The 20,678-nt window shown below is 73.7% G+C and carries 17 protein-coding genes and 1 pseudogene; 11 read left to right on the top strand and 7 right to left on the bottom strand.

Features of this window, described 5'->3' with window-relative positions:
* Positions 1-83 precede the first annotated feature (83 nt).
* Positions 84-1,211 (top strand): magnesium and cobalt transport protein CorA, encoded by a 1,128-nt coding sequence (locus OG852_RS36265; RefSeq protein WP_330350134.1) that lies wholly within the window; start codon positions 84-86, stop codon positions 1,209-1,211.
* A gap of 47 nt (positions 1,212-1,258) precedes the next feature.
* On the opposite strand, the gene OG852_RS36260 is transcribed toward OG852_RS36265, so the two are convergent.
* Positions 1,259-1,693: a CBS domain-containing protein gene (locus tag OG852_RS36260; protein WP_133910206.1), complete on the bottom strand. Its 435-nt coding sequence runs from the start codon at positions 1,691-1,693 to the stop codon at positions 1,259-1,261.
* A gap of 160 nt (positions 1,694-1,853) precedes the next feature.
* The gene (locus tag OG852_RS36255; protein ID WP_330350133.1) at positions 1,854-2,495 is read right to left on the bottom strand and encodes a uridine kinase; all 642 of its coding nucleotides are present in this window, start codon (positions 2,493-2,495) and stop codon (positions 1,854-1,856) included.
* 122 nt (positions 2,496-2,617) lie between these two features.
* On the opposite strand from OG852_RS36255, the gene OG852_RS36250 reads away from it, so the two are divergent.
* The 6 genes from OG852_RS36250 (at position 2,618) to OG852_RS36225 (ending at position 10,320) form a co-directional block, all read left to right on the top strand.
* Positions 2,618-3,445 carry a DUF2293 domain-containing protein gene (locus OG852_RS36250; RefSeq protein WP_330350132.1) on the top strand — a complete coding sequence of 276 codons (828 nt, stop codon included), beginning with the start codon at positions 2,618-2,620 and terminating at the stop codon, positions 3,443-3,445.
* Between the two features lie 56 nt (positions 3,446-3,501).
* Positions 3,502-3,981, top strand: coding sequence for an anthrone oxygenase family protein (locus OG852_RS36245; protein WP_330351557.1), 480 nt, complete (start codon positions 3,502-3,504; stop codon positions 3,979-3,981).
* 112 nt (positions 3,982-4,093) lie between these two features.
* Positions 4,094-5,581, top strand: coding sequence for a glutamate synthase subunit beta (locus OG852_RS36240; RefSeq protein WP_330350131.1), 1,488 nt, complete (start codon positions 4,094-4,096; stop codon positions 5,579-5,581).
* Positions 5,582-6,278: 697 nt separating this feature from the next.
* Positions 6,279-8,399 (top strand): PEP/pyruvate-binding domain-containing protein, encoded by a 2,121-nt coding sequence (locus tag OG852_RS36235; RefSeq protein ID WP_330350130.1) that lies wholly within the window; start codon positions 6,279-6,281, stop codon positions 8,397-8,399.
* Positions 8,396-9,439: a hypothetical protein gene (locus OG852_RS36230; RefSeq protein WP_330350129.1), complete on the top strand. Its 1,044-nt coding sequence runs from the start codon at positions 8,396-8,398 to the stop codon at positions 9,437-9,439. The genes OG852_RS36235 and OG852_RS36230 overlap by 4 nt, the downstream gene beginning before the upstream one ends.
* A 164-nt stretch (positions 9,440-9,603) precedes the next feature.
* Positions 9,604-10,320, top strand: coding sequence for a protein-tyrosine phosphatase family protein (locus OG852_RS36225; protein WP_133910201.1), 717 nt, complete (start codon positions 9,604-9,606; stop codon positions 10,318-10,320).
* 10 nt (positions 10,321-10,330) lie between these two features.
* Here the strand turns inward: OG852_RS36225 and OG852_RS36220 are convergent, their stop codons facing one another.
* The 3 genes from OG852_RS36220 to OG852_RS36210 form a co-directional block, all read right to left on the bottom strand.
* Complete coding sequence (locus OG852_RS36220; RefSeq protein WP_330350128.1) at positions 10,331-11,143, bottom strand: SAM-dependent methyltransferase; 813 nt, start codon at positions 11,141-11,143, stop codon at positions 10,331-10,333.
* A gap of 98 nt (positions 11,144-11,241) precedes the next feature.
* On the bottom strand, positions 11,242-11,496 hold the full coding sequence (locus OG852_RS36215) for a DUF397 domain-containing protein (RefSeq protein ID WP_055638138.1): 255 nt from the start codon (positions 11,494-11,496) through the stop codon (positions 11,242-11,244).
* A complete protein-coding gene (locus OG852_RS36210; protein WP_133910199.1) occupies positions 11,497-12,357 on the bottom strand; it encodes a helix-turn-helix domain-containing protein in 861 nt (286 codons plus the stop codon).
* 246 nt (positions 12,358-12,603) lie between these two features.
* Between OG852_RS36210 and OG852_RS51060 the strand changes: the two are divergent.
* The 3 genes and pseudogenes from OG852_RS51060 to OG852_RS36195 form a co-directional block, all read left to right on the top strand.
* A pseudogene (locus tag OG852_RS51060) lies at positions 12,604-13,317 on the top strand (ATP-binding protein); the annotation flags it as partial.
* 941 nt (positions 13,318-14,258) lie between these two features.
* Positions 14,259-14,699: a hypothetical protein gene (locus OG852_RS36200; RefSeq protein ID WP_133910198.1), complete on the top strand. Its 441-nt coding sequence runs from the start codon at positions 14,259-14,261 to the stop codon at positions 14,697-14,699.
* Between the two features lie 264 nt (positions 14,700-14,963).
* Positions 14,964-16,826, top strand: a complete 1,863-nt coding sequence (locus tag OG852_RS36195) for an ABC transporter ATP-binding protein (RefSeq protein ID WP_330351556.1) — start codon at positions 14,964-14,966, stop codon at positions 16,824-16,826.
* A gap of 3 nt (positions 16,827-16,829) precedes the next feature.
* On the opposite strand, the gene OG852_RS36190 is transcribed toward OG852_RS36195, so the two are convergent.
* Positions 16,830-17,003, bottom strand: a complete 174-nt coding sequence (locus OG852_RS36190) for a hypothetical protein (RefSeq protein WP_166663398.1) — start codon at positions 17,001-17,003, stop codon at positions 16,830-16,832.
* Positions 17,004-17,450: 447 nt separating this feature from the next.
* On the opposite strand from OG852_RS36190, the gene OG852_RS36185 reads away from it, so the two are divergent.
* Positions 17,451-18,395, top strand: coding sequence for an endonuclease/exonuclease/phosphatase family protein (locus tag OG852_RS36185; protein WP_133910197.1), 945 nt, complete (start codon positions 17,451-17,453; stop codon positions 18,393-18,395).
* A gap of 81 nt (positions 18,396-18,476) precedes the next feature.
* Here OG852_RS36185 and OG852_RS36180 read toward each other — a convergent pair whose 3' ends face one another.
* A complete protein-coding gene (locus tag OG852_RS36180; protein ID WP_330350126.1) occupies positions 18,477-20,348 on the bottom strand; it encodes an FUSC family protein in 1,872 nt (623 codons plus the stop codon).
* Positions 20,349-20,678: the final 330 nt, after the last annotated feature.

Here is a 20,678-nt window from a genome sequence, read left to right as displayed (position 1 = left end):
ACCCACGGCATGCGCGAGCCTGGCAGACTGGCCGGCCAGGGCGCAGGAGTACGGCGCGAGGAGAGCCACGCAAGGAGATCCAGATGACCATGGCAGGGAATCTGCGGAAGGTCACCGGCCTCGGACGGGTCGGCGGCCTGCGCGGGGTGGCGCGGTTGGCCCGGCGGCATGCCAAGGTCGACCTCAGTCACCCCGCGCGCTCCCCGCTGGGCTCCTCGGTGGTGAACTGCGTGACCTACCAGGAGGGGGTGCGGGCCCCCGTCCGTGACGACCTGGTCGACACGGTGGAGCGAGTCCGCAAGAGCGGCCAGGGCTTCGTCTGGCTGGGGCTGCACGAGCCGACGAACGCCGAGTTCGCGGGCATCGCGGAGCTCTTCGACCTGCATCCGCTGGCCGTGGAGGACGCCGTCGAGGCGCATCAGCGGCCCAAGGTCGAGCGGTACGGCGAGACCCTGTTCGCGGTGTTCAAGACGGTCTGCTACGTCGAGCACGAGGAGCTCACGGCGACGAGCGAGGTGGTGAACACCGGCGAGATCATGGTGTTCGTCGGCCGCGACTTCGTGGTCACGGTACGGCACGGGCGGCACGGTTCGCTGGGTCCGCTGCGCGAGGAGCTGGAGTCCGATCCGGCGCAGCTCGCCAAGGGACCGTCGGCGGTGCTGCACGCGATCGCAGACCATGTCGTCGACGACTACCTGAACGTGACGGACGCCGTGCAGGCCGACATCGACCAGGTCGAGGCGGACGTCTTCGCGGAGAACGGGGCGCGGGCCGATCCGGGGCGGATCTATCAGCTCAAGCGTGAGCTGCTGGAGCTGAAGCGGGCGGTGGTCCCGCTCAAGCGCCCGCTGCTGGATCTCGCGGACCGGCCGGTGCGGGTCGTCGAGCCGGAGATACAGGCGTACTTCCGGGACGTGTCCGACCATCTGCTGCGGGCCACGGAGCAGATCGCCGCGTTCGACGAACTGCTGAACTCGATCCTGCAGGCGCATCTGGCGCAGGTCACGGTCGCGCAGAACGAGGACATGCGGAAGATCACGGCCTGGGCGGCGGTGATCGCGGTGCCGACCATGGTCTGCGGGGTGTACGGCATGAACTTCGACCACATGCCGGAGCTGCACTGGAGGTTCGGCTATCCGCTGGTCATCGGGCTGATATCCGTGGCCTGTCTGGTGCTGTACCGCGGCTTCCGGCGCAACGGCTGGCTCTGACGGCACCCGGCTCCGCACCCGGGGCGGGTGCCGGTGCGGAGCGGGTGTCAGTGCGGGGCGGGACCGGTCCTGGCGTAGACGCTCTCGGCGAAGGAGGCGATCTGGCCCTCGCTCAGATGCCGGGCGAGGTCGGCCTCGCTGATCATGCCGACCAGCCGCTTGTTCTCGATGACGGGCAGCCGGCGGATCTGGTGGTCGCGCATCTCGCCGAGCACGTCGCCGACATCGGCGTTCGCGTCGATCCAGCGCGGGGTGCCCTGGGCCATCTCTCCGGCGGTGACCCTGGCCGGGTCGCGACCCATGGCCACACAGCCGACGACGATGTCGCGGTCGGTGAGGATGCCGCAGAGCCGGTCGTTGTCGTCACCGATGGGCAGGGCTCCGACGTTGAGCTCGCGCATCAACTGCGCGGCGCGGTCGAGGGTTTCATGGGCGGGGATCCAGCGGGCGCCCCGGTGCATGATGTCTGAGGCTGTGGTCATGGGTACCTCCCGATGCCGGACGGCCGGCGCGGCGCGGGGGCACCGCTGGTCCCGGCGCCCCTCCATTCTCACGGTGTCCGCGGGCGCCCGCATCTCACCGGGGAGCCGTCCGCCGGGCTCCGGGAGGATCTCGGGGGTGCCGCGGAGCTCGATGGAGGTGTCACCCGCCCCACGCGGGGTGGCGGGGATCGTCCGCGCGGACGAGGACGTCGGCCGTGGTGGCCGGGTCGGTCTCCTCGGCGTAGGTGTCGAAGGCGGGCAGCGTCCACCGGTCCGGCTCGGGTGTGCGCCGGCGCAGGGCCGCCGGGGAGAGCTGGACATGGACGGTGAGGTCGAAGGGGAACCAGTGCCGCAACAGGAGGGGGCCGTGGAGCAACAGGAAACCGCCCGGCGGAAGGTGGACGTACGGGCTGCGGGTGGCCCGGTCCGTGGCCGGGTCCCAGAAGTCGGGCAGGATCCGCCCGTCGCCGCCGGGTTCGAGGGGGCCGAACACCTCGCGCCATAGGGTGCCGGTGTCGAACCAGCCGTTGTAGTAGGCCTCGACGTCATGACGGCCGTACTCCAGGCGCAGGGACGCGGAGCGCAGGAAGCCGTGCGCGTCCACGACACGGGAGGCGCGGCCGCGTATCCGCAGGGCCTCCGCGACGCGTTCGGCGAGGTCTCCGGGGCGGGCCGCCGGTGCACCGTCGAAGGCGATGCGGGGCCAGGGGCTGCCGTCCGTCGGCTTCAGGTCGAGCAGCCGCTCCACGAGGAGGTCGCCGAGCCGTTCCCAGGTGATCGCTTCGAGTCGCACACGGCCCATGATGCGTCAGCCCGCGGTCGGAACGCGTCGGAGTCGCCACCCGGCAGCGGTTCGCGCCCCGCGGGCGGGAACGGACGCGACGGACACGTGCTACCGCACCCACCAGCGGGAATAGGGCCTGCATGGCAGCACTCGCAACTCCCGCGCCCCGCGCCGATCTTCTCGTCGTGCAGCCGCTTCGGCGGAAGTACTGTGCGGGATGCCGCAGGGGGCCCCAGCCGATGCTGGTGCCGGAGGAGAGCGGGGGCCGCTGCCTGGACTGCGCGGACCTCGGGCATCTGGTGTTCCTGCCGCGCGGCGACACCGCGCTGACCCGCAGATCACGGGAGGAGAGCGGGCTGTCGGCGGTCGTGGTGCGGTTCAACCGGCGCAGGGGGCGTTACGAGCGGCAGGGCGTCCTCGTCGAGGAGGCGGGACTCGCGCGGGCCGAGCAGCGGTGTCTCGCCGACGCCGAGGCACGGCGTAGGCGCCGGCTGCGGGACGCGCGGCGGCGGGCCGTCGAGGACGAGCGGTTCGCGGAGACGTTCGCCGCGGAGATCCTGCGTCTGCTGCCCGGCTGCCCGGTGGAGCGGGCCAGGGAGATCGCGGCCCACGCCTCGGTGCGCGGCAGCGGGCGGGTGGGCCGTAGCGCCGCCGGGCGGGCGTTGTCCGAGGGCGCGGTGGTCTCGGCGGTCGCGGCGTCCGTACGGCATGTGGACACGCCGTACGACGAGCTGCTGATGAGCGGTGTGCCCCGCAACGAGGCGAGACGGCGGATCTCCGCGCGGGTGGAGGGACGGCTGCGGGAGTGGCGGGAGGGCGGGGAGGGTGGGAGGGGGAGGGGGAGGGGGGAGGCCCCCCCGGAGACATCGGCTCCCCCGCAGACATCGGCTCCCCCGCAGACATCGGCTCCCCCGCAGACATCGGCTCCCCCGCCCGCGGTCACGGATCATGTACGGCATTTCACTTGAGGTGACGGAGTCTGGGCGGGCAGGATCTCGGACGACACGGGGAGTTGACGGTGACAGTGACCGATGGACCGTATCCGATGCTCGCGCTGCTCGGCGCCGTCACGACGGGAGTGATGGCGGGGGTGTTCTGCGGGTTCTCGGTGCTGGTGATGCGGGGGCTCGCGAAGCTGCCGGCGGCGCAGGGCGTGGCCGCGATGAACGCGATCAACGCGTCGGCGATGACGCCGGTGTTCATGGTGTTGTTCCTGGGCTCGGCGGGGCTGTGCGCGGGGATCGCCCTGGTGACGTTCCTGCTGTGGCCGGACGAGGGGACGCTGCCGCTGCTGCTGGGCAGCGCGCTGTACCTGGTCGGTGCCTTCGGGGTGACCGTGACGGCGAACGTGCCGCGCAACGAGACGCTGCGGAAGCTGGAGCCGGGAGGGCCGGAGGCCGCTGCGTACTGGTCGGTGTATGTGCGCGGGTGGACACGCTGGAACCATGTGCGGGCGGTCGCCTCGATGGCGGCGGCGCTCGTGTACGCGGTGGCTCTGCTCTGAAAAGAGCAGGCGTCTGCCTCTCTGCGCGGGTGACGTACGGGACGTATCGTGGCCGAAAGAGTGCCGCCCGATGACGCTCGGCCTGTTCCACGCGTACGCAAGGAAGACGCCCATGGCCGATCCCAAGGGATTCATGACCACCCCCCGCCAGGACTGGCCCCGTCGGCCGGTCGAGGAGCGGGTCCGGGACTGGGACGAGGTGTACGTCCCCGGGGCGCTTCTGCCCATCGTCAGCAAGCAGGCGGACCGCTGTATGGACTGCGGCGTCCCCTTCTGTCATGACGCGTGTCCGCTCGGCAATCTGATCCCCGAGTGGAACGACCTGGTGTCGCGGGAGGACTGGCGGGCGGCGAGCGACCGCTTGCACGCGACGAACAACTTCCCCGAGTTCACCGGGCGGTTGTGTCCGGCGCCGTGCGAGGCGGGATGCGTCCTCGCCATCAACCAGCCCGCCGTGACCATCAAGAACGTGGAGGTGGCGATCGCCGACCGGGCCTGGGCCGAGGGGTTCGCGCCGCCGAGCCCGCCGGACCGGCTCTCGGGGAAGACGGTGGCGGTGATCGGTTCCGGTCCGACCGGGCTGGCCGCGGCGCAGCAGCTCACGCGGGCCGGGCACACGGTCGCCGTGTACGAGAAGGACGACCGGATCGGTGGTCTGATGCGGTACGGCATCCCCGCGTTCAAGATGGAGAAGCATCATCTGGACCGGCGGGTCGAGCAGATGATCGCCGAGGGGACCCGGTTCCGTACGGGGACGGCGGTGGGCCGGGACGTGGGGGCGTCGGAGCTGCGGGCGCGTTACGACGCGGTGGTGATCGCCACCGGGGCGACGGCCTGGCGGGAACTTCCGGTACCGGGGCGGGAGTTGGCCGGGATACATCAGGCGATGGAGTATCTGCCGTTGGCGAACCGGGTGTGCGAGGGCGATCTGGAGGTCTCGCCGATGTCCGCCGCGGGCAAGCACGTGGTGATCGTGGGCGGTGGGGACACCGGGGCGGACTGTCTGGGGACGGCGGTCCGCGAGGGTGCGGCCTCGGTGACGCAGCTCGACATCTACGCCCAGCCCGGTGTGGAGCGCGACGAGGACGTGGACCCCTGGCCGACGTATCCGAAGATCTACCGGTTGTCGGCCGCGCACGAGGAGGCGCGTGATCTTCGGAGCGCGCCGGCGGCCGATGCGGACGCGCGCCTGTTCGCGGCCTCCACGCTCCGTTTCACCGGCGACGAGGGCGGGCGGGTGCGGTCGTTGCATCTGGTCGAGGTCGATGCGCGGCGTCGGCCGGTGGCGGGCAGTGGGCGGGTGCTGCCGGTGGATCTGGTGCTGCTGGCGCTCGGTTTCTCCGGGCCGGACCGGGAGGACGGGCTGGTGGACCAGTTGGGGCTGGCGCTGGATCCGCGCGGCACGATCGCGCGGGACGGTGACTTCGCGACGAACGTCCCCGGTGTGTTCGCCGCCGGGGACGCGGCGCGCGGGCAGTCGTTGATCGTGTGGGCGATCGCGGAGGGGCGCGCGGTGGCGGCGGCGGTGGACCGTCTGCTGTCGGGCGGTTCACGGCTGCCGGCGCCGATATCGCCGTACGACCGGCCCATGAGCGTCTAACGGCAGCGCCGCACGGGTCACTCCCGTTCGTCCGTGCCCGCCGCCTTGTCCGTTGCCAGGGGCCGCCCGGAGCGCCTTGCCCGTTGCCAGGGGCCGCCCGGAGCGCCTTGCCCGTTGCCAGGGGCCGCCCGGAGCGCCTTGCCCGTTGCCAGGGGCCGCCCGGAGCGCCTTGCCCGTTGCCAGGGGCCGCCCGGAGTGCCTTGCCCGTTGCCAGGGGCCGCCCGGAGCCGGGTCCGTGCGGCGTCGGGGGCGACGGCCTCGGTGGGGAGGGCTGGTCGTCGGGTGTGCGGCGCCCTCGGAGCATACGTACGGGGTGGCGTTGGAGGCCCTGTGCGAGGTTCTGCCGCCGCCGGGGGTGCGACGTGGCGCTGGGCGGCGGGTGAGGCGTCGCGGGGCGTCTCGGGCCCGAGGAGGGGGCTTCGCACGCCGTCCACGGACGGACCGCCGGGCGGGGTGCGCGGGCCCCTGCGCGGGGGCCCCGCACCCTCCGCCCTGGTGTCCGAAAAGTGGCTTACGGGCTGCGGGGATCGGACCAGCGGTGGGATCATCGGAACAGGAGGTGTGCTGCCGTCGTGCCCGGATCCGGGCCGGTGTCCGGCCGGAGCGGCAGTGGTCCACCCCATCCTTCGTTCCGCCGTCAGGCGCAGGGCCCATCCCGCGCGTCCCCCCTGTTGGCGGTCGGTCCTGGAGGGTGTCGATGACGACGCTCGACGAACGTCACGGAGACGGTGCCCACGGCGGGGAAGGCTCCCGGAGCGGGGTCGCCCCCGGCCCGGTGGGAGCCCATGGCCCGGCCACCGTCCCCCTGGAGGATCCCGGCGCCGCTCTCCCCCGCGTGGTGGGGTCCAAGGCCGCGAACCTCGCCCGTGCGGCCCGCGCCGGACTGCCCGTACTCCCCGGGTTCGTGATCCCGCAGAATGCGGGAGGGCATCCGGTCGCCCTGTGGCGCGCCTGGGACGAGCTGTCCGACGGTGGCAGCCGCCCGCTCGTCGTGCGGTCCTCGTCGCCGCGGGAGGACACCGAGGACTCCTCGCTGGCGGGCCGGTTCGCCTCGGTGCTCGACGTGCGGGGATGGCCCGCTTTCCGTACGGCCGTGACGGCCGTGCTCGACTCCGCGCACCGGTCCGACGGGGCCACGGCGCCCATGGCGGTGCTGGTGCAGCCGATGCTCACCGCGCGCGTGGGCGGGGTCCTGTTCGGTGCCGACCCGGTCGGGGGGCGTGCCGACCGGATGCTGGTGAGCGTGGTGCGGGGCGGCCCGGACAGCCTGGTCGGCGGCGCGCAGTCCGGTACCCACTACTGGCTGGGCGGGCGCGGACGGCTGCTGCGCACCGAGCCCGACGCGGCGGAGCGGCTGCTCACGCGCGGGGAGCTGGTCCGGTTGGCGCGGCTCGCGCGGCGGGCGCGGAAGGTCTTCGGCGGGCCGCAGGACATCGAGTTCGGTTTCGACGCGGAGGGGCGGCTGTGGCTGTTCCAGAGCCGCCCCATCACGGCGATGGCGGTACGGCCGCCGCGCGGGGCCCGGCTGCTCGGGCCGGGGCCGGTCGCCGAGACCCTGCCGGAGCAGTTGGCGCCGCTGGAGGAGGATCTGTGGGTGACGCCCATGGCCCGCGGGCTCGCCGCCGCCCTCGACATCACGGGCAGCGCACCGCGTCGGCTGTTGCGGACCGTACCGGTGGTCACCACGGTCGGGGGGCGCGCGGCCGCGGATCTGCGGCTGCTGGGTGTGGTCCCGCCCGCGCACCGGTGGCTGGTGCTGCTCAATCCGGCGCCGGGCGCGCGCCGGCTCGCGGCGGCCTGGCGGGTCGGCCGGCTGGCCGGGGCGCTGCCGGGTCTGGCCGGGGACCTGGTCGCGGATGTCGACCGCCGGCTGGTCCGGATCCCCGCGCCCTCGGTGCTGCCCGCTCCCGGGCTCGCCGCCGAGCTGCGGTGGACCCGCCGGGCCCTGGTGTCGCTGCACGCCCAGGAGGCCCTCGCGGGGGCCCTCCTACGGGAGTCCGGCGCAAGCCGCACCGCGGCCGGCGCGGCGCTGACCGCCCTGGCCGCCGCCCGCGCGCGGGGCGTCCGCGACGACGCCGCGGTCGCCGCGCACCCGGTGATCCTGGCTCTCACGGCCCCGAGCCTCGAAGACCGGGAACGGCCGTCACGGACACGCGCGGCGCGTCTGGGCGAGCCCGGGCAGTCCCTGCCCGCGAGGGCCGCGCCCCCACCGCTCCCCCTCCCCGGCGGGATCCCCGTTCTCCCGGCCCGCGAGGCGCTGCGGCTTCGGATCCGTTGGGTGCAGGAGCTGCAGGTCCGGCTTGTGCGGGAGGCGGCGCGGCGGGTGGGGGTCGCGGTGCGGGACGTGGCGCTGCTGCGCTGGCGGGAGCTCGGCGCGGCGCTCGACGGCGGGCCGCTGCCCGACGATCTCCACGCGCGCGTGCCGCGTGCCGCCTCTCCCCCGCTGCCGGACGCGTTCCGGCCGGCGGCGGGCGGGGTCGTGGTCGCCGAGCGGCGTGCCGGCGAGGACGCCGGCGGGCGGGGCGTGTCCGGGGGACGTGCCGTGGGGACCGTCTGGGACGGGACGGGCGTCCGGCCCGACGACCCGGTGCTCGTCGTACGCAGCCTGGATCCCGCGCTGGCCCCGCTGCTGCCGGGTCTCGCCGCCCTGGTCGCCGAGACGGGCAGCCCCTTGTCGCATCTGGCGGTCCTGGCCCGGGAGTTCGGGCTGCCCTCGGTCGTCGGGGCCGGCGACGCCGTACGCCGCTTCCCGCCCGGTTCCCGGCTCACGGTCGACGGGACCACGGGTGACGTACGGCTGGTGGAGGACGGGCCGTGAGGAGGGTCGCGTTCGTCTTCGCCGGGCTGGCCGCCGCCGGTGCGGGCACCTATCTCGTGCTCTATCTGTACTGGTGGCAGTGGCAGCGGGCCCTGATCTGCGGAGTGCTGCTGCTGGTCGTGGAGGTCATGCTGTTCGGCGTCGTCCTGCTGGGGCGGCTGGCCCGTATCGAGGAGCGGCTGCGCGCCACCGAACGGCGCCGGCGCGAGGCGGACGCGCGGCAGGAGGACGTGCTGGCCCGGCTCCGGCAGCCCGCCGCCGAGCGGGACGGGACGCGGTTCCGATGGCTGGAGGACCCCGCCGACCGTAGGTACGTCTTCGTACCGGTTCTCATGGTCACCGGTGTCCTGCTGTCCGGGCTGGCCTGGCTGGTCCAGCGGATCGCGTCCGCCACCTCTCGACCGGCGGAGCGCCGACTGGCCGGTCGGCTGGCCGTCCTCACGGCGCCCGATCCGGCGGGCCCCGACAACCCCAGCAGCCCGTACGACCCGTACGCCCGGCATGACCCGTACACCCCGGGCCCGTACGACCCGTACGACCCGTACGACCCGTACGACCCGGACGACCCGTACGACCCGGACGACCCGGACGACCCGGACGACCTCCCCCTCCCGGGCGGCGCCCCGCCCACCCGTGGCCGTCGCGTGCGCGTGGCCGGGGTCTACGTCCTCTGCGCCGCCCTGCTCGCCGGACTGGTCGTGGGGATCGCGCAGCTCACGCAGACGCGGGAGGAGAAGGAGAACCGGAACGAGGCGACCTCCGTGATCGTCCGGGTCGACATGCGGGGTGGGGACAGGACGGCGGCCCGCCGGTCGCTGGCCGCCCAGCAGGTCTGGCAGCGCTGCCGGGACTCCACGTCCGTGCCGCTGCGTCACGCGACGCTCGGGGACCTCGGCGGCGGCCTGTACGCCGGGACGGTACGGCCCGCGCTGACCGAGCACGACCGGTTGCGGCTGACCGGTTGCCTGGAGGACGCCACGCTGGAGCGTGCCCACCTCACGGTCGTCGGCATCGGCGACGCGGACGCGGACGACGACTGAGACGACCGAGACGGACTGAGACGACCGAGACGGACTGAGCCGTCCGTTGCGCCTGCCGGACGGACATACGGTCCATATATGCATGCGTACACGGACAAGACGGACAAGGGTGTACGGGGCTACCATGCCAGAGCGCCCACGTCCCCTAGTCCCCCCGGTCGCACATGGCTGTCCTCACCGCTCCCCCACCCCCTCCCGCTCCTCACCCCGCCCTGCGCAAGCGCCCCGTCACCCGGCGTGTGCTGCGCGTCCTGATCGCCGTCGTCATCGGTTACCTCGCCCTGTGGGCGGTCGGTGCGGGCGGCGTCGCGGCGGCGTCGTACTGGGTGCGGGAGGAGACGCCGGCACCGGCGGGGACCCATGCCGTACAGGGCATCCACCACTTCCAGCCGGTGGACGCCAAGGGCAGGCTGTGGCGGGGCGCGGCGCCGTCCCCGGCCGGCTATCGCGCGCTGGCGGGCCTGGGTTTCACCACGGTCGTCGACCTGCGCGCCGAGGACCTGAGCGCGTCCCGGCTCGCGGAACCGCGGAATGCCGGGCTGACCGTCGTGCGGCTGCCCATCCGTGACGGGCAGACGCCGAGGCCCGAGCAGGTGCGGCGGTTCCTGACGGCCGTCGCGCAGGCGCCCGGGAAGGTGTTCGTGCACTGCGGGGCCGGAGTGGGCCGTACGGGCACGATGGCCGCGGCCTACCTCGTGGAGACGGGGCAGGAGTCACCCGCGGCGGCGGTCCGGCGCAATCTCGCGGTCGGACCGCCGTCGATCGAACAGATCTACTACGGGCTGCATCTCGAACGCCGGGAGGCGGAGCAGCCGCCGCTGGCGATCGTCGCCGTGAGCCGTCTGGTGGACGCCCCACGGCGCATGATGACCTGGTTCTGACCGGTCCGGGTCACGGCTTGCGGGCCACCGCCCCGTAGCCCGGGATGACCCCGTCGTCCTGCCCCGGGACCGGCTCGCCGAGCTCGGGGTGCCAGTCGGGTACGACCGCCACGCCCGGGTCGACCAGCTCGAGGCCGTCGAAGAAGCGGCCGAACTCCTCGCGGGAGCGCAGAGCCAGCGTGACGCCCGCCGCCTTCAGCTTCTCCGTGGCCGCCGCGGACTCCTCCGGGGTGAAGTCGGCGGTGGCGTGGGTCATCATCAGGTAGCTGCCCGAGGGGAGCTCGGCGAGCAGCCGGTCGACGAGTTCGTGCGCGCCGTCCTCGTCGGAGATGAAGTGCAGCAGCGCGACCAGCGACAGGGCCACCGGCCGGCCGAGGTCCAGGACCTTGCCGGCCCCCTCGAGGATGGTGGCCGGATCACGGACGTCCGCCTGCAGGTACTCCGTGACGCCTGCGGGTGTGCTGCGCAGCAGCGCCGCCGCGTGGGCGAGCACGATCGGGTCGTTGTCGCAGTAGACCACGCGGGCGTCCGGGGCGATCTCCTGGGCGACCTGGTGGAGATTGGGCTCGGTGGGGATGCCCGTGCCGATGTCCAGGAACTGGCGTATGCCGTTCCCGGCCAGCCAGCGTGTGGCGCGGTGCATGAAGGCACGGTTGACTCGTGCCATCACCGGCACGCGCGGGTCGAGCGCGAGCATCTGGCGGCCCATGGCCTCGTCGACGGGGTAGTTGTCCTTGCCTCCGAGGTACCAGTCGTACATCCGCGCGGGATGGGGCTTGCCGGTGTCGATCTCGACGGCGGGGGTCGGGTCCTGCCCGGTCATGAGACGCTCCGTAAGACGCAACGAATAATCAAGTCAGTGCCAAATCAAGGAAGTCGAACGACAGAAACGAGAAGGGTGAGAAACGACAAGTACCCAGGTCAGGAAAGCAGGAAGTCGGCATCCCCCGCCTTGGCCCCTTCGATGAAGGCCGTCATCTCGTCGGTCGTGTAGATCAGCGCCGGCCCGTCCGGGTCGGTGGACTGACGGACGGCTATCCGGCCGTCGGCGAGTTTCATCGCCTCCAGGCAGTTGCCTCCGTTGCCGCCGCTCCAGGGCTTGTGCCAGCCCTCGCTGCCCAAGTCCCGCGCGGGCATGCCGTTGTAGACCCGTTTGCGCGGCTTGATGCGATCCATTCACAGCTCCTTGCGGAAATCCCTGAGGATCTCCTTCGTGCGATGTGCAGTAGCGGCCTGCGCCGCCATGCGGTCCATGACCTCGAGGTGGGTCGCCACCTCGGTGCGCGCGTCGAGATAGACGGCGCCGGTCAGGTACTCGCTGTAGACCATGTCCGGAAGCTCCGGCATGGCGAATCGGAAGAGCACGAAGGGCCCGTAGGTGCCGGGGTGCGGCCCGTTCGCGAACGGGGCCACCTGCAGCGTCACGTTGGGCAGCTTCGCCGCCTCGAGCAGTTTGTCGATCTGCGCGCGCATCACCTCCGGACCGCCCACCGGGCGGCGCAGCACCGTCTCGTCCATCACGACCCACAGCCGGGGCGCGTCCTCACGAGTGAGCAGTTCCTGGCGTTGCATGCGCAGGTCGACCAGACGCTGGATGTCCTCCGGCCGGGTCTGTCCGATGGCGCCGGACCTCAGGACCCCGCGCGCGTAGTCCTCGGTCTGCAGCAGACCGGGCACGAAGTGCGGTTCGTACTGGCGGATCAGGGCGGCCGCGCCCTCCAGGCTGACGTGCATCGAGAACCAGCCGGGGAGGACGTCGTGGAACCGTTGCCACCAGCCGGGCCTGTTGGCATCCTCGGCCAGTTGGACGAACCCCTCGGCCTCCTCGTCGGTGACGCCGTAGGCCTTCAGCAGGAGTTGGAGGTAGGGGATCTTGAGGCTGACCTCGGCCATCTCCATGCGGCGGACGGTGGCGGGGGCGACCCGGAGGATCTTGGCCGCCTCCTCGCGCTTGAGCCCCGCGCGCTCCCGCAGGTCCAGCAGGCGCCGGCCGAGGACGACCTGTCCGACGGTCGGCGCGGACCGCGGTTCGCTCACGCTCCACCTCCACGAAGAGCCCCGGCCGACCGGTGCCCTGGCCGCGCTGAGCAGCCCCGGCCGGCCGGTGACGGAACGAATCCTGACAGCCTTACGGCGCCATTCGAAGACCTATTCGAAGATCTGTACGACCACGTACGCGGATCTCCGGTGATCCCAACTGGCGCCGCTCAACATGCTGTTGCGAGCAGTGTGCCACGGCGCTCCACCGCGTCACACAGCACTCTGCATTTTTCAGAGTGACACTTGCCAAGTGTTCACGGCACGGCGATAGTGGCAAGCGTGATTCCGTCCGCGCCCTTAGGAACAGACGCCGCCGCAGGCCGCCCCCAGGGTCTCGGTGCCGCCCCGGGAGCAGGCCCCGAACAGGCCGCTGCCGAGCGCCGGTTCCGATTCGAACTGGCCGCCCATCCGGGTTCGCCCGCCCAGGCCAGACGTCTGGCACGGGCCCGGCTGACCGGCTGGTCGGTGTGCGAGGACACCTGCGACACCGCGGCTCTCGTCATATCCGAGCTGGTCACCAACGCGATCGTGCACACGGCCAGCGATGTCGTCGTGTGCGAGCTGCTCGACGGCGACGACGTGCTGCGCATAGCCGTTCGCGACCAGGGCTGCGCTCCCGACGATCCGCATCCCTCCCCGCAGCGTCCCGAGGAGGAGCACGGGAGGGGGTTGCTCCTCGTCGAGGCCCTCTGTCACGCCTGGGGCGCCCAGGAGCACGGCTCCGGCCTGCTGGTCTGGGCGGACCTCCCGCGCGGCGCGGACGAGCCGGCCGAGGCCGCCGAGCCCGGTGCCGACGCGAGCGCGGAGGAAGCGCGGGAGCGGAGGCCGGAGCAGGAGCAGGCCGTGCCGCGCCCGGGCGGAGGGGAGGCGCGGGAGCACGGCGAGCCGCGCGACGATCTCGGCTGGGGCGCCCGTCCCAAGCCCGGCCCGGCCGAGGGCTCCGGGGACGAGGACGAGGCCGTGGAGCAGTCCCACCGCGATCGCGCGCCGATGGGCGGCGCCCGGGTGCCCCGTCCGGCGCCCTCGCCCGGTGCGGCGGAGGCGTACGCGGCCGAGCTGATACGCAGAACGCCGCTCGGCGCGCCGAAGCCCCTCGGCCGGACGCCGGTCACACCCCCGGCCAAGGGCCACGTCAGTCCGGATCCCAAGGACCACCTCGGCCCGGAGCCCAAGCAGCACCTCGGCCCGGAGCAGCGCACGGCCGGTCCCTACGGCGCGGACCACCGCATCCCCGAACAGCGCGCCGCCAACCCGTTCGCCCCCGACCGGCGTGCTCCGGAGCAGCGGGTGTCCGACCTCTGCGTCCTGGACCACCACGGCCCGAGCCATCACGCTCTGGACCAGAGCCCCTTCGCGCACGCCCCGGCCGGCCACACCTGGGTGAGCCACAGCCCGCTGACCCACCGCACGGCCGATCACCGCCTCACGGACCACCGCCCGACGGACCACCGCACGGCCGATCACCGCCCGACGGACCACCGCCCCGCGGACCACCGCCCGACGGACCACCGCGCGACGGACCACCGCCCCGCGGACCACTGCCCGACGGACCACCGCCCCGCGGACCACCGCAAGCCGGACCACCGCCCGGTGGATCACCGCACGGCCGACCTTCGCACCGCGGACCACCGCCCGGCCGACCTTCGCACCGCGGACCACCGCACCGCGGACCACCGCCCGGCCGACCTTCGCACCGCCGATCACCGCACGCCGGATCATCGTGCCCTCGACGCCCACTGCGTGGACGAGCGCGGCGCGGAGCAGCTCCCCCCGGTCCATTCGGTCACCGCCCACTCCCCCGCCCCCGTCGGCGAGGTCTCCGTCCCTCGGCCGTTCCCCGGTTCCGGGGGCGGTTCGGGGCTTCCCGCGCTCGAGAGAAGCCGAGAGCGGGGGAGGGCATGAGCGGCGCGCCCGGCCGGAGGCCGGTGCGCTCCCTCGACACGCTCGTCCGACTGCGGCGCGACCTCGGCCCCGTCCCGCAGCCTCCCCGCCGGCTCACCGTGCCGGACGGCATGACCGCCCCGCTGGGCTGCGACGCCGTGGCCGTACCGGCCGGCATCGGCCCGTTGCTCATGCCCCGGCTGCCCCGGGTGGGCTGTGTGTTCGCCGACGAGGGTCACTGGTGGTGGCTCGTCCCCTCGGACTCCGACTACGCCCTGGAGTGGCCCGCCCCCGCCCGCTACGCACCGGGCGCGATCGTCCCGGAGTCCCTGCCGGCCCCGGACCTCATCCACCGACCGGACGGCACGCTTCCGTACACCCCGCCGATCCCCCTCTATCTGGCGCTGTGCCGCCTCACGGGCACGACACCCACCTGGTCCCGGCCGATCAGCGCGTAGTCGGCCACCACGTACCGCCGGCCGCCCCGCCGGCCCCGCGCAGCGCGGTCGTCCGGCCTCCGGCGTACGCCCCCGCGCATCCCTCTTCCGCGTCCCGCGCCCTGTCCTGCCCCGTCGCCTGCCGGGATAGTGGCCGTTCGTCGACGATCGCGGGAGGCGGCAAACGTGGGGCAGGCGGGAGAGGCGCACAAACCGAAGGGTCCCGACGAGCGCGAGGTGTCCGAGTCGGAGCGGCTGCTCTTCGGCGGCCCGCTCCGCTACGACATGGGCTGGAACCAGCACCGGGACGCCTTCCTGGAGCTGAGTTTCCGCGCGATGGTGACCCGGCTCCCCTCCCTGCTGGCGGTCAGCCTGAAGCTGGCCCGGCAGGCCGACCCGCGGGCCGCCCGCACCGTGCTGGCCGCCGAGGCAGGCCGGGGCGTGGCCCAGGCGGTGGGGCTGCTCGCGGTGAACTCGGTGCTCACCCGGCTGATCGGCGGCGGCCCGATGGAGGACCGGCTGCACGGTTCCCTCCCCGCCCTGGTCGTCATGGCCGCCGTACTCCTCGTGGGAGCGCTGCTGCGGGCCGCGTCGACATACGCCACCGGGCGGCTGGAGCCCAAGGTGGAGCGGGTGGCGACCGAGCTGTATCTGGAGCGGGCGGCGGCGGTGGAGCTGGCCGCGATCGAGGACCACGCCTTCCACAAGCTGCTGGACACGGCGCAGTACGGCGCCTCGTCCGCACGGCGGATGATCATGTACGGCACGCGCGTGGTGAACGCGATGATCTCGCTGGTGGCGGCGGCCGGGGTGCTGACGGTGCTGCATCCGCTGCTGCTGCCGCTGCTGATCACGATGACGCTGCCGAGCGCCTGGAGCGCCCTGACGAACGCGCGGCGCCGCTACGAGTCGTTCCACACCTGGGTGCAGCACGCGCGCGCGGGTCATCTCATCGCCGCTCTGCTGACCGAGCCGGAGGCGGCGCCCGAGATCCGGGTGCACGGGGTCGGCCCGTTCCTGCTGCGGCACTTCCGGGCGATGTCGGAGACGGCGGAGGCGGAGCAGGCCCGGCTGGCCCGGCTCGCCGCCCGTACCGGGCTGATCGCGGCGATCTGGACGGGGCTGGCGACGGTGGCGACGTACGCCACGCTGGGCGGGCTGCTGCTCACCGGGACGATGGCGCTGGCGGTCGCGGGCACCGCGGTGATCGCGATCCGCAGCGGCTCGGCGAGCCTGAACACGCTCGTCCTGGAGGTCAACCAGCTCCACGAGGAGGCCCTGTTCGTGGGGGATCTGCAGCGGCTGTACGTCGAGGCGGCCGAGCGGGCGATCCCGGAGGGCGGGGTGGCCCTGCCGGAGGACCCGCGGGAGATCCGCTTCGAGAACGTCACGTTCGGCTATCCCGGCGAGTCGGCGCGCCCCGCCCTCGACGACGTCACGCTCTCCCTCCCGCTCGGCCGGATCGTCGCGCTGGTCGGGGAGAACGGCTCGGGCAAGACGACCCTGGTGAAGCTGCTGGCCGGGCTGTACCGGCCGGACCGGGGGCGGATCCTGTGGGACGGCGTGGACGCGGCGGACGCGGACCGGCACCAGCTCGCCGAGCGGATCGCGATGGTGGCGCAGGATTTCAAGCGCTGGCCGTTCACCGCGCGGGTGAACGTGGCCGTGGGGCGCTCGTCCGCGGCGATGACGGAGGAGCGGCTGGCGGGCGCGGTCGCGGAGGCGGGCGCCGAGGACGTGGTCGCGGATCTGCCGCGCGGTCTGGACACCCTGCTGGCCCGGAACTTCAGCGGCGGGCACGAGCTGTCCGGCGGCCAGTGGCAGCGCCTCGGCATCGCGCGGGCCGCGTACCGGCGCGGCCGCATCCTGATCGTGGACGAGCCGACGGCGGCCCTGGACGCCCGGGCCGAGCTGGAGGTGTTCGACAAGATCCGGGCGCTGGCGGGCAGCGGTCAGACGGTCGTCCTGATCACCCACCGGCTGGCGTCGGTGCGCCACGCGGACCTGGTGCACGTCCTCGACCAGGGCCGGCTGGTGGAGTCCGGGACCCCGGACGAGCTGCTGGCCTGCGGCGGCGTCTACGCGGAGCTGTACGCCCTCCAGGCGGAGCAGTTCAAGCCGACGGCGCCCACGTCGAGCGTCGGCTGAGGATCACTCGGCGGCGTCGGCCCGCACGATCACCAGGAAGGTGTCGGTCGCGAGGTCCATGACGACCTCGGCGGCCAGCCCCTCCATGCGCCGCGCGTGGGCGAACTCCTCCGCGGGCCACGATCCGCGCGGCCCGCCTGCGGGAAAGCGCTCGAGCACGGTTCGCCCGTTCACCATCTCGCACCTCCAGAAAGCGTCGTACTTGTAGGAGTTAACGCTCTCCGGGGGCCTGGAAGCTCGCTCAGTTGCGTTACTGAGACGTAGTTGACACGGGTTCGGCGCGGACCGTGAGGATCCGGTCACGTTCCGGACAACTCAGGCACCGCGCGTGTCAGACGTCGTACGCGTCGTGATGGCGGACGGGCCGCTCCGCGAGCGGCTCCAGGGCGGTGAGGTCGAGGAGCCGGGGGTGGCGCCGGGCCCGTCGAGGCCGCGGTCGTACACCGCGTGGATGGCCGGGGGTTTTCCGCGTGGGGGGCGGGTGTCGGAGCGGGCGTCGTCGTGTCGACGTACGGCGGTGTCGTGCGGTCGCGTGAGGCGTGGCCCGCTTCGTGTCGCGAAGCTGTCGCCGTACGCGGCGGGCGGGCACCCTGGCGCCACGACACCTCCTGGAGGGAGCCCGGCATGCTCCTCGCCACCTGGAACCTGGAGAACCTGTACCGGCCCGGCGGACCGTTCGGCCCGAAGGACAAGGCGGCGTACGAGGCGAAGCTCGCCGCGCTGGCCGACGTCGTGACGGCGCTCGACCCGGGGGTGCTCGGCGTGCAGGAGGTCGGGGAGCCCGAGGCGCTGGCGGATCTGCTGGAGACGGTGGGCGGCACCTGGCACACGGCGCTCTCCGCCCTCCCCGACGGCCGGGGCATCCGGGTCGGAGTGGTCAGCCGTACGCCCCTGGAGGTCCTCGCGGACACGCGGGCGTTCCCGGCGCGGGTGCGGCCGGTGCAGGCGGACGACTCCGGTGCCGTCTCGGAGGGGGCGGGGCGGGGGTTCCTCGCGGTGGAGACGGTGACGGAGGCCGGGCCGCTGCGGATGGCGGTGGCGCATCTGAAATCCAAGTTGCTCACCTACCCGGGGGATCGTTTCTTCCCGCACGACGAGGGCGAACGGGCCCGTTACGGCGCGTACGCCCTCTACCGGCGGGCCGCGGAGGCGACGGCGCTGCGGGCACTCGCCGACGAGCTGCTGGCCGGTGACGGCCGTGCGCGCGATGTGGCCGTGCTGGGCGATCTCAACGACGAGGTGCAGGCGGCGACCACCCAGATGCTGCTGGGGCCACCCGGTTCCGTGATCGGTACGCCGGGCTTCGAGACGCCCGACAGGGGCGACGCGGCCCGGCTGTGGGACGTGGCCCCGCTGATCCCCGCCGACCGTCGGTACTCGCGGATCGACTCCGGCCGCCGTGAACTGATCGACCACATCCTGACGAGCCACCGCCTGGTCCACCGGGTCACGCAGGCCGGGACGGGGACGGTGGAGGAACTCCGTCTGCCGTCGGTGGGGGCGGATCCGGCGGCACACCACAGCGCGGCGGGATCGGACCACGCCCCGGTGTGGGTGCGCGTCGGCTGACGGGCAGCGCCCTGGAGGGGCGCGGGACCGTGTCGCCGGCGGCTGCGCCGCGTGGGCGCCACCAGCCACCACGGCGCCCGTTCAGCCCGCGAGCGGCACCGGCACCGGAGTCGTCAGCCCCACGCGGTCCCGCCGCACGGCGAGTTCGCCGAGGAGTTCGGCGAGCCGGGCCCGGTGCCCGGGCCCGAGCCGGCCGGTGTCGTCGAGGTGGACGGCGCAGGCGGTGGTGGTGTCGACGAGCCGTTCGAGGAGGGCGGCGACCTCGTCCGTGCCCTCCGAGTGCCGGGCGAGGGCGGGCAGTTCATGGGCGGCCAGCGCGCTGGCGGTACGGGCCTCGGCGAGCGTGCGGTAGGCCTCGCGGCGCAGGGTCCAGCGGACGGCGCGGTCGTCGGGGCCGTCGAGGACATGGGTGAGGTAGGCGTGCGCGGCGGCGGAGGCTGTGGCGAGCCGGGCGCGCACCTGGCCGCCGCGCTCCCCCGGCATCGGCAGATGTCCGACGACGAGCACGATCGCGCAGGCCAGCAGGGTCTCGGCGATACGGCTGACGGAGGCCTGGGGCTCGCCGCCGACCATCACGAGGGACAGCACGAGGACGGTGACGACGGCGGTCTGCGCGGCGAAGTGCCGGGTGGAGACGGGGATGAGCGCACCGCAGACGGCGACCAGCGCGACGAGCCCCTCCGGCCGGGGCAGCACGGCGGCGAACGCGGCGAACAGCAGCGCGCCGAGCACCGTCCCGGCGGCCCGGCACAGCACCCGGGACACCAGCGGACCGAGGTCGGGCTTGACGAGGAACACGGCGGTGGCGGGCAGCCAGTACCAGTGGGTGTGCTGCCCGTACCAGTGGGAGTGGTGCAGGGCCTGGGCGATGGCGGCGCTCGCCCCGAAGCACAGGGCGACCCGCAGCCCGTACTCACGGCCGCCCGCCCCGAACGCGGTCCGCAGCAGATCGCGGGCGCGGCGCCTGCGGGTGTGCAGTGCGTCCGCGCCGCCCCGGTCGAAGGTCTCGGCGGCGTGCAGCAGCGCGTCGTCGAGGGCGCGCAGCGCGGGCGCGGACCGGGAGGGCGCGGGCAGCGGCCCGGTGGGCGTGTGGTCGCGTACGGCGACGGCGAGGCGCCGGGGCCCTTCGGTGGCGCGTTCGCAGACGGGGTCCCCGGCCCAGGCGAGGGCGGTCGCGGCCTCGGCGAGGGGCAGCGCGGCGGCGTACTGGGCGTGCAGCCGGCGTTCGGCGGCGGAGCCGGCGCAGCGGCGCAGGCGGGGGCCGGTGAGGGCGTCCTGGGCGTGGTCGAGGGCGGCGGTGAGGGCGGCGCGGCGGGCGGTGGCGTGTTCGGTGCCGGCGGCGTCGAGGAGGTCGGCGACGGCGTCGTAGACCCCGGCGACCGCGGCGCGCTCGCCGTCGAAGCGGAAGTCGCCGGTCAGCGCGCCGGGTGTGGGCAGTGCGAGGCGCAGGGTGAGCAGCCAGCCGGCGCCGGCGAGAAAGGCGAGGGCGCGGATCCATCCGGCTTCGGGCACGGGCATTCCGGCGCCGACGGCCGCCGCGACGAGGAGCTGTGTCCCGGCTCCCGAGGCGACGGGCCCGATGGCGCTCATCCCGCCGGCGAGGAGGCCGAGGGCGGTCAGTACGGCGGTCAGCGCGACGGCGCCCACCTGGCCGCCGACGTATGTCCCGACGAGCATCCCGCCCGCGCCCGCGAGCGCGGGTACCCCGAGCCGTTTGACGGCGGCCCGTCGGCTGCCGGGGCGGTCGTTGATCCCGGCGAGCATCGCGGCGATGGCGGCGACGACGCCGAGGGAGACGTGGTCGGTGAGGACCGCGACCAGCAGGAGCGGTCCGGCCGCGAGTGCGCCGCGGGTGACCGCGCTCCAGGGGACGGGTCCGCGCTGGGCCCGCAGGGCGTGGGCGAGCCAGGGCGGCAGGACGGTGCGATCGGCAACGGCGGAACGCGGGGACACGGGGCTCCTGTCGTGGCGAGGGCGGGTGTGCCTTCGGGCGACGGCGGCCGGGGCGGTCAGCGGTGAGCTGTGGTGTCCACGGTAGGGGGTGGTCGCGGGGATCGTGGCGCTGCGGCGTTTCGGCGAGGTGACGTCTGCGCCGGATCCCGCTTTCTTTATGAACGCAATGCCGGAAACGGGAGCGGGACCGGAGGCGTAGCCTGCCCCCGGCCCCTGGTGAGGCCGCCCATGTGGCACGCCGGCACGCTTGAGGACCCAGGTGAGTCTGATGTCGTCGCGTCCTGCCTTTGGACCACCGCGCATCGAGCTGCGCGGGCTGGACTTGAACCA

This window comes from Streptomyces sp. NBC_00582 (assembly GCF_036345155.1).
GTDB lineage: Bacteria > Actinomycetota > Actinomycetes > Streptomycetales > Streptomycetaceae > Streptomyces.
Note: the sequence above shows the minus strand (reverse complement) of the source record. Positions and strands in the feature narration are given on the sequence as shown.